Source organism: Bordetella petrii, from assembly GCF_020991325.1.
Lineage (GTDB): Bacteria > Pseudomonadota > Gammaproteobacteria > Burkholderiales > Burkholderiaceae_B > Bordetella_A > Bordetella_A petrii_E.
Window position 1 is genome coordinate 1 of record NZ_JAJMLX010000210.1, and the last position, 8,280, is coordinate 8,280.

Annotated in this window: 8 protein-coding genes; 2 read left to right on the forward strand and 6 right to left on the reverse strand. The window is 65.5% G+C overall.

The window, feature by feature from the left end; translation table 11 throughout:
- Positions 1-23: 23 nt before the first annotated feature.
- Both LPZ50_RS18155 and LPZ50_RS18160 read right to left on the reverse strand, forming a co-directional pair.
- Complete coding sequence (locus tag LPZ50_RS18155; RefSeq protein WP_230663319.1) at positions 24-476, reverse strand: MarR family winged helix-turn-helix transcriptional regulator; 453 nt, start codon at positions 474-476, stop codon at positions 24-26.
- A 98-nt stretch (positions 477-574) separates the two neighbouring features.
- A complete protein-coding gene (locus LPZ50_RS18160; RefSeq protein ID WP_230663321.1) occupies positions 575-1,624 on the reverse strand; it encodes an adenosine deaminase in 1,050 nt (349 codons plus the stop codon).
- 725 nt (positions 1,625-2,349) lie between these two features.
- On the opposite strand from LPZ50_RS18160, the gene LPZ50_RS18165 reads away from it, so the two are divergent.
- On the forward strand, positions 2,350-4,863 hold the full coding sequence (locus LPZ50_RS18165) for an AsmA family protein (protein WP_230663322.1): 2,514 nt from the start codon (positions 2,350-2,352) through the stop codon (positions 4,861-4,863).
- Complete coding sequence (locus LPZ50_RS18170; RefSeq protein ID WP_230663324.1) at positions 4,860-5,246, forward strand: MOSC N-terminal beta barrel domain-containing protein; 387 nt, start codon at positions 4,860-4,862, stop codon at positions 5,244-5,246. The genes LPZ50_RS18165 and LPZ50_RS18170 overlap by 4 nt, the downstream gene beginning before the upstream one ends.
- Positions 5,247-5,327: 81 nt before the next feature.
- Here LPZ50_RS18170 and LPZ50_RS18175 read toward each other — a convergent pair whose 3' ends face one another.
- Genes LPZ50_RS18175 through rsmD form a run of 4 tightly spaced genes read right to left on the reverse strand, consistent with a single transcriptional unit; the run spans position 5,328 to position 7,982 of the window.
- A complete protein-coding gene (locus LPZ50_RS18175) occupies positions 5,328-6,476 on the reverse strand; it encodes a benzoate/H(+) symporter BenE family transporter (protein WP_230663326.1) in 1,149 nt (382 codons plus the stop codon).
- Between the two features lie 53 nt (positions 6,477-6,529).
- On the reverse strand, positions 6,530-6,781 hold the full coding sequence (locus LPZ50_RS18180) for a YfhL family 4Fe-4S dicluster ferredoxin (RefSeq protein ID WP_230663328.1): 252 nt from the start codon (positions 6,779-6,781) through the stop codon (positions 6,530-6,532).
- Positions 6,782-6,833: 52 nt separating this feature from the next.
- Entirely contained in the window at positions 6,834-7,343 is a 510-nt protein-coding gene (gene coaD / locus LPZ50_RS18185; RefSeq protein WP_230663330.1) for a pantetheine-phosphate adenylyltransferase, read from the reverse strand.
- A gap of 57 nt (positions 7,344-7,400) precedes the next feature.
- Positions 7,401-7,982 carry a 16S rRNA (guanine(966)-N(2))-methyltransferase RsmD gene (gene rsmD / locus LPZ50_RS18190; RefSeq protein WP_230663332.1) on the reverse strand — a complete coding sequence of 194 codons (582 nt, stop codon included), beginning with the start codon at positions 7,980-7,982 and terminating at the stop codon, positions 7,401-7,403.
- Between the last annotated feature and the right edge of the window lie 298 nt (positions 7,983-8,280).

Consider the following 8,280-nt stretch of genomic DNA (forward strand, 5'->3'; position numbering starts at 1 on the left):
CCGGAAGGCGCGCGCGCCGCGCATCAGCCGCCGGATTCGGCGCGCGGCACGGCGGCCTGCGCGAAATTGCGTTCCAGCACATCCAGGGCATGGGTCAATGCCTGGATTTCCTCGTTGGACAGGCCTTGCAGCGACTCTTCGAAAAATGCCGCGCGGCGCGGCAGCGCTTCGTTCACCACGGCCTGGCCGGCCGCGGTCAGGGTAGCGTTGGTGACGCGGTTGTCGTTCGGGTCGGCGCTGCGCGTGATCCAGCCCTGTTGCTGCATGGCTTGCAGCAGGCGGGTCAGCGATGCCGGGTCCAGGCGGCAGCGTTCGGCCAGCAGTTTCTGCGAGCACTGGCCGCATTCGTGCAGGGTCAGCAGAATGCGCCATCGTGGCAGGGCGTGGCCTACCCGGCTGCTGAATGCAGCCTGCATGACACGGTATGTCTGGCCAAGGTGCTGGATGATCTGCAGGCCTTGTTGTTCTTTGGGCAAGACTCGGTCTCCGACGAGGCGGTTTCAACAAGCGGCGTGGAACGCCGCCGCGCTGGGGCCATTGTGCCAGGAACGGCGCGGCATACGCGGCCCGGGGGTTAATCGAGCCAGGTCTGTTCGACGGCGCGCGCCAGCTGGTTGTGCCAGCGCGCCTTGTCGGCATCGGAGGTAAAGCTGGCGTCGATGCTGTTGCGGGCCAGTTGCACGGCATGGCGCGCGTCCAGCTGCGGCAGCGCCTGGAAGGCTTCCAGCAGGTTCTGGTTCAGGTAGCCGCCGAAGTACGCCGGATCGTCGGAATTGATGGTGACGCACAGGCCAGCGTCCAGCAAGACGGCCAGGTTGTGAGCAGCCATGGTGTCGAACACGCGCAGTTTCACGTTGGACAGCGGGCATACCGTCAGCGGGATGCGGTCGCGCGCCAGTCGCTGCACCAATTGCGGGTCTTCCACGCAGCGCACGCCGTGGTCGATGCGCTCGGCGCCCAGCAGGTCCAGGGCATCGCTGATGTACTGGGCCGGGCCTTCTTCGCCGGCATGGGCCACGATGCGCAATCCCAGTTCGCGGCAGCGGGCGAATACGCGCGCGAATTTTTCCGGCGGATTGCCGCGTTCGCCGCTGTCCAGGCCGATGCCGATGAAATGCTGGCGGTAGGGCAGGGCGTTTTCCAGTGTCTGGAATGCCTCGGCCTCGCTCAGGTGCCGAAGGAAGCACAGGATCAATGCGCTGCTGACGCCCAGTTCGGCGCGCGCGGTGTCACAGGCCCGCGCCAGGCCGAGGATGACCGTTGCCATGGGCACGCCGCGTGCTGTGTGGGTTTGCGGGTCGAAGAACAATTCGGCATGCACGATGCCATCGGCCGCGGCGCGGTGGAAGTACGCCATGGCCATGTCGAAGAAGTCCTGTTCATGCAATAACACGCCCGCGCCCGCGTAATAGATGTCCAGGAAGCTTTGCAGGTCGGTGAAGGCATAGGCCGCGCGCAGTGCCTCGACGTCGGGATACGGCAGGGCTACGTTGTTGCGCTGGGCCAGCGTGAAGATCAGTTCCGGTTCCAGGGTGCCTTCGATGTGTACATGCAGTTCGGCCTTGGGCAGGGCCTGGAGCAGGGCGGGGAGCTTCTGCCGGGGGAAGGTCTTGAGGGTGTCCATGGGGGCAAGGGTATCGGTGCGGGGTGAGGGGTGGTCTGATTTTTTGGCGGTCGGTGGATTGGGTTTTCTTTGGGTCTTTAGTTTTTTGAGTTCTTGAGTCGCCTTGGCGTTCCTGGCATGGGGCCGGGCGAAGCCCGTCGGGCTCGGGTGCATCCAGGCACCCTCGGCCTGCTGCGCAGGCTGCCCCGCCGGTCAACTCGCCCGGCCCCATGCCAGGAACGCCAAGGCTGGCGGAATCTCAGCGGTGTCAGGCATCTCTGGCACTACCTTAAGCCGTTGTGGCGAGCGTTTGCAGATGTTCACGGGTGTCTGGCTCCCGCCAGGGTGCCAGACACCGAAGTGCGCGCGGCTGCGAATTCACTCTGATGTAGTCCCGGGGCGTCCGTGGCAGGCGGGGCGGCGCGTTGGGCGGCGGGGCAGTCTGCGAAGCAGACCGAGGGCGCCTGGATGCGCCCGAGCCCGACGCACGTGCGCCGCTCCGCCTGCCGCGGACGCCCCGGGACGGGCCCAGAACAGAATCCCGGAACACAATCAGGCAGTTATACGAATCCGGTACGAAGCAAGAAACCCCAAAGAATGTCCATATGTGAACAGGCCTTTTGCCCCCGGTTTGTTACCATATTGCCACGTCGCCGACTCGCGAGCGGCGCCGATCGTCCCCATACCTTACCGGAAGGCGAACGGTAATTCCTATATTTTCCATACGAGGTACCCGCGGGGCGCCAATGAAAACGTGGTTCAAGCGCATATTGATAGGCCTGGTGGTATTGGTTGTCGTGGCTGTTGTCGGCCTGGCCATCTTTTTGCTCACGTTCGATCCCAACGCCTACAAGTACAAACTCGAAGAGCTCGTCCAGGAACGCTACCAGCGCACCCTGGTGATCGATGGCGAGATCGAACTGTCCCTGTTCCCGCGCATCGGGCTTTCCGTGCAGAACGTGTCGCTGTCCGAAGTGAATAGCACCGACGCCTTCGCTTCCATCGAAAGCATGCGCCTGGCGGTGGCCGTGTGGCCCTTGCTGTCCAGCAACCTGGTGGTCGACCACGTCGCCATCAACGGCTTCAAGGCGCGCATCGTGCGCGACAAAAACGGCCATCTTAATTTCGAAGACCTGATGGGCGGCGGCATGTCCAACGCCGTGAAGCCCGCCGGCCCGGCCAGCGCCGCGGTCGGGGCCATGGCGGGCGCGGCCCAGGCCATTGCCACGGGGGGCGCGTCGGCGCCGGCCACCATGCAGATCGACATCGCCGGACTCGACCTGCAATCCGGCGAACTGCAGCTGCAGGACGAAATCTCCGGCATGGCGGTGGCGGTAACCGGCCTTACGGCCAATACCGGCCGCGTCACGTACAACCAACCCTTCGACGTCACCCTGTCGGCGCGCGTGGAAGGCGGTAATCCGCGGGTAGACGCCAACCTTACCGGCCAGGGCCTGCTGACGCTGGATCCGCTGGCCCAGCGTTTCGCGGCGCAGCGCCTGGACGTGCGCATGGACGGCAACGTGCTGGGCGCCGAAGCCAAGACATTGGCCGCGCGCGGCAACCTGGCTTTCAATGGCCGCACCTCGTCGCTGGATGTCAGCAGCCTGGAACTGCTGTTCCAGGGCAATGTGCCGGACCCGGCCACGCCCATGCAGAATGTCGAGGCCAGCGTGGCGGTGCCGAAACTGGCGCTGGATCCGCACAAGCTGCAGCTGCAGCTGGAAAAACTGGCCGTGCGCGCCAAGGGCACGCTACCGGGCGGCCCCTTCGAACTGGCGGCCGACGCGCCGGGGCTGAATATTTCGCCATCGTCGGCTACCGGCCAAGCCCTGACGGGGCGCATCCGCCTGCAAGGGCTGGATGCCAGCTTCGGCTTGAACGGCATCAGCGGCAACGCCGGCGAGCTGGACATCAAAGAAATCAAGCTGGACAGCACCCTGACGCAGGGCGAACGCGTGGTCAAGGCCATGTTCACCTCGCCTGCCACGTTCAATCTGTGGCAGCGGGCCATCGGCCTGTCGGCCATGAAGGGCGACGTCAGCATCACCGACCCGGGGTTGCCCAAGGGCAGCCTGCAAATCCCGGTCATCGGCAGCATGAATGCCAACCTGCAAAAAGACCAGGCCGGCGCCAAGATCAACGCGGTGCTGGAAGGCGGCAAGTTCGACCTGACGGCCGACGTAAAGAAATTGTCCGATGTGCCGGATATCACCTTCGCCCTGGCGGTGGACACCCTGGACCTGGACAAGCTGGCGCCCCCCGTGCCCGTCATCCCGCCCAAGCCGCCCGCCGGCGATGGCAAGAAAGACCAGGCCGACAAGCCGGCGGCCGAACAGCCTGCCGCCAACCCCCCCGTCGAAAGCGCCATCGATCTCTCGGCCCTGGTGGGGCCCACAGCCAACGGCACGATCAAAGTCGGGCAACTGGTGGTGCGCGGCCTGAAGGCCAGCGAACTCAGCGCCAAGATCAAGCTGGAGAAGGGCAAGCTCGACATCTCCACGCTGGCGGCAGCGCTGTACGACGGCAAGCTGGGCGGCACCATGTCCATCAACGCTGCCGACGGCAACCAGGTAGCCACCAAGATGACGCTGGCCGGCATTTCCATCGGCCCGCTGCTGTCCGACCTGGTCAAGCAAAGCGCCATCACGGGTACCGGCAGCCTGGCGCTCGACCTGAAAACCGCGGGCTCCAATTCGTATGCCCTGACCACCGGCCTGAATGGCAGCATGCAGCTGCGCCTGCGCGATGGTGCGGTGCGGGGCATCAACATCGCCCAGACCCTGCGCGAGCTGAAGGCCGCCTTTACCGGCGAAGCCCAGGATCCCACCCTGCCGGCCGACCAGGCGCGCCAGACAGACTTCACCTCGTTCGAAGCCGACCTGGTGTTTGCCAAGGGCGTGGCCACAGCCAAGCGGCTGGACATGCAGTCGCCCTTGCTGCGTGTGTCGCAGGGCGATCCGGCCACCATCGATTTCGTGCAGAAGGCGCTGAACTTCGTGGCCAAGGTGCGCGTGGTCAATACATCCACCGGCCAGGACGGCAAAGACCTTGAAGAACTCAAGGGCATCACCATTCCGGTGCTGGTGGGCGGCCCGTTCGACAAGCCCACTTACACGGTTCAATGGCGCGCCGTGGCCGGCGACGCGCTCAAGCGCATGCTCGAAAAGAAACTCAAAGACGCCGCCAGCGGCAAGACCGGCGACGTTAAGGTCCCCGAGCAACTCGACAAAGCACTGAAAGGAATACTGGGCAAATGAGCGCGATCGCTTTCCAGCCTGTGGCCGAATGCGGCGAAACGTCCCAGCAGCAGGCACAGGCTTATCACCGGCGCTGGCTGGTGGCCAATGATGCCGGCACCTGGCTGACCCGCGCGCTTTGCCCGCGGCTGGCCGAGGTATCCACCGAACTGCGCCTGGGCTACCTGGTCATCAAGGCTCCCGGCATGCTGCGCATGGATATCCCACTGGACGTCATCGAAGACGACGACAGCGTGCGCTACCAGATCCTGATAGGCGAGCAAACCGTCGATGTGGTCGACGAAGGCGACCTGGCGGCCGCCTGGCTGTCGAATTTCGTGCAGCTACCCTGCCGGCTGCTGAAAGTGCATCCCGACATGGAAGCCGTGCGCTGGCCCGCTTGACCTGGACGAAACGGATGGAGCTAGTGTGCTGTCCCATAGATACGCCGGCACGAAACGCGCAGCGCTGCGGGGGTGGGGCTTTCAGCCCCGCTTGAATTCCAGTACGGCGTGGGCCGCCAGGCCCGCGGCCAGGCCCCAGAAGGCCGACCCGATGCCCCAGGCGCTGAAGCCTGACGCCGTGGCCAGCAAGGTGACCAATGCGGCCTGGCGATGCCGTGGCTGGGCCATGGCGCCCGCCAGCCCGCCCATGATCGCGCCCAGCAAGGCCAGGCCCGCCAGGGCGGCTATCAGCGCCGGCGGCAGCGCCTGGAAAAACACCGCGACCGCCCCCGCCACCACGGCCAGCAGCACATAAGCCAGCCCATAGGTGGCCGCGGCGATATAGCGCCGTGCCGGATCGGGGTGGGCCTCCGGCCCGGTGCAGATGGCCGCGGTGATGGCGCCCAGCGTCACGCTGTGCGCCCCGAAGGGCGCGGCCAGCAGCCCCAGCAGGCCCGTGGCCGCCACCAGGCGCGATGCGGCGGGGCGGTAGCCGGCGGCCTGCAGAATGGCCAGGCCCGGCAAGTTCTGGGAAGCCAGCGCCACCACGAAAATCGGTATGCCCACGCTGATGATGGCCTGCCAGGTAAACACCGGGGTGGTCCAGACGAATTCGGTCAGTTGCCAATCGACGGTGTCCAGCCGTAGCTGGCCCGCCAGGCCCGCGATGCCCAGGCCCGCCACCATGACGGCCAGCACGGCATAGCGGGGCGCCCAGCGGCTGCCCACCAGATATACCGCGCACATGGCCAGCACCAGCACGGGTTGTTCGCCGATGCGCGTGAAAATGCCCAGCCCGAAATCCAGCAATACGCCGGCCAGCATGGCGCTGGCGATTTCGGGCGGCACGCGGCGCATGATGGGGTCGATCCAGCCGAACAGGCCGCAGGCCAGCGTCAGCAGCGAGGCCAGCACGAAGGCGCCCACGGCCTGGTCGAAAGGTACCCCCACCAGCGCGGTAACCAGCAGGGCGGCGCCAGGCGTGGACCAGGCCAGCACCACGGGGATGCGGCTGCGCAGGCTGATGACCAGGCCTCCCAGGCCCAGCACCAGGCAGATGGAACCCAGCCAGGATCCGATATGAGCGGCGTCCAGGCCGGCGGCGTGGCCCGCCTGCACCATGAGCACGGCCGTGCCGCCGAAGCTGACCAGTACAGCCACCAGCCCCGCCACCACGGCAGAGACGGACATGTCGCGCGCCGCGGGCTGCCGCGCCGGCGCGGCAAGACTGGCGTCGGGGGGATTCACGGATTGCCCGTCAGGCGGCGGTACTTGGCCATGAGGGCTTCCTGGCCTTCATGCCACTGGGGGTGCAGTTCGATGCATTCGACCGGACATACCACCTTGCACTGGGGTTCGTCGTGATGGCCCACGCATTCGGTGCAGCGGTCGGGGTCGATGACGTAGTAGTCGGGCCCCATCGAGATGGCCTCGTTGGGGCATTGCGGCTCACAGACGTCGCAATTGATGCATTCTTCGGTGATCTTCAGAGCCATGGCGGAAAGCGGGACGGCGATTGGGCACCATTGTAGCGCCGCCGTCCGGGTATCAGCTGGAGGCCGGCCAGGACTGCTCGCGGTGTTCCTTGGCCTTGGCCTGCAGCCAGCGTTCTACCGAGGGGAACACGAACTTGCTGACATCGCCGCCCAGCTGGGCGATTTCGCGCACGATGGTGCCCGAAATGAATTGGTATTGGTCCGAAGGGGTCATGAACATGGTTTCCACTTCGGGCAGCAGGTGGCGGTTCATGCCGGCCATCTGGAACTCGTATTCGAAGTCGGACACGGCGCGCAGGCCCCGCACGATGACACGCCCATTCTGCTCGCGCACGAAATCCTTCAGCAGGCCGGCGAAGCTTTTGACTTCGACGTTGGGGTAGTGGCCCAGTACCTCGCGGGCGATATCGACGCGTTCTTCGATGCTGAAGAAGGGCTTCTTGTTGCGGCTATGCGCAATGCCCACCACCACTTTGTCGAACAAGGCGGCGGCGCGGCGCACCAGATCTTCATGGCCGCGGGTTAGCGGGTCGAACGTACCGGGATAGACGGCGGTAATCATGCGGGCTCCGTTTCTTTGTAACTGGCGTAACCTTCCTCCGAATTACGGATTATTGACTTATTTCCGCATTGCAGCAAATTGGAGCAAACCGTAGTGCACGGCACCGGCGCGGTCCTGGCGCAGCAGCTCGAAGCCGGCGGGAGGTTCCAGGGGCGCTTCGGACTCAGCGTACACCAGGCCGTGCTCGTCCAGAATACCCGGCAATAGCGGCCACAGGCGGGCCAGCCAGCCTTGGCCAAAAGGCGGGTCGAGCAAAATCAGATCAAAACGCGAAGCGTCCATGCGCTGGACAACCTGCATGGCTTCGCCGGCATGAATGCGCACCGCCCGGGCGTCCAGCTTGTCGCGCAGGATGCGCAGCGCGGCGATGGCGGCGCGGTCGTGTTCCACCATCTGCACCTGGGTGGCGCCGCGCGATGCGGCCTCGAAGCCCAGCGCGCCGCTGCCGGCGAACAGGTCCAGCACGCGCTTGCCGGCGTATTCGCCCGCCCATAAGTGGCTTAGCCAGTTGAACAGGGTTTCGCGCACGCGGTCGGGCGTGGGGCGCAGGCCCGGCACGTCGGGCACGGCGATGGGGGTGCGCCGGTACTGGCCGGCGACGATGCGGATAGGCTTGCTGCCGGTGCTGGGTTTCTTCAAGAAAACGGACCTCCTGCCCGAATAGTAGCCGGGCGAGGGGGCGGGCGGCCCAGGCGCGGGTATCGGAATATACTTCCGTCCATGTTCCGTTTCTTCAAGAAAAAATCCCCCCCCGCCACGCCCGCGCAGCCCGACGCCGCGCCGCACGGGTTGGTCTGTACCCCGCGGCGTTGAAATTGTCCGCCTCCTTCAGCAGTCGTAGTTGCCATCGTTCCTGCTCCGACACTCAGCGTTCTGACCGGTGAGCCGAGCAGGGCCTTCCATCGAGTGTTCTAACGGCTACTCAGGCCCAGTACCT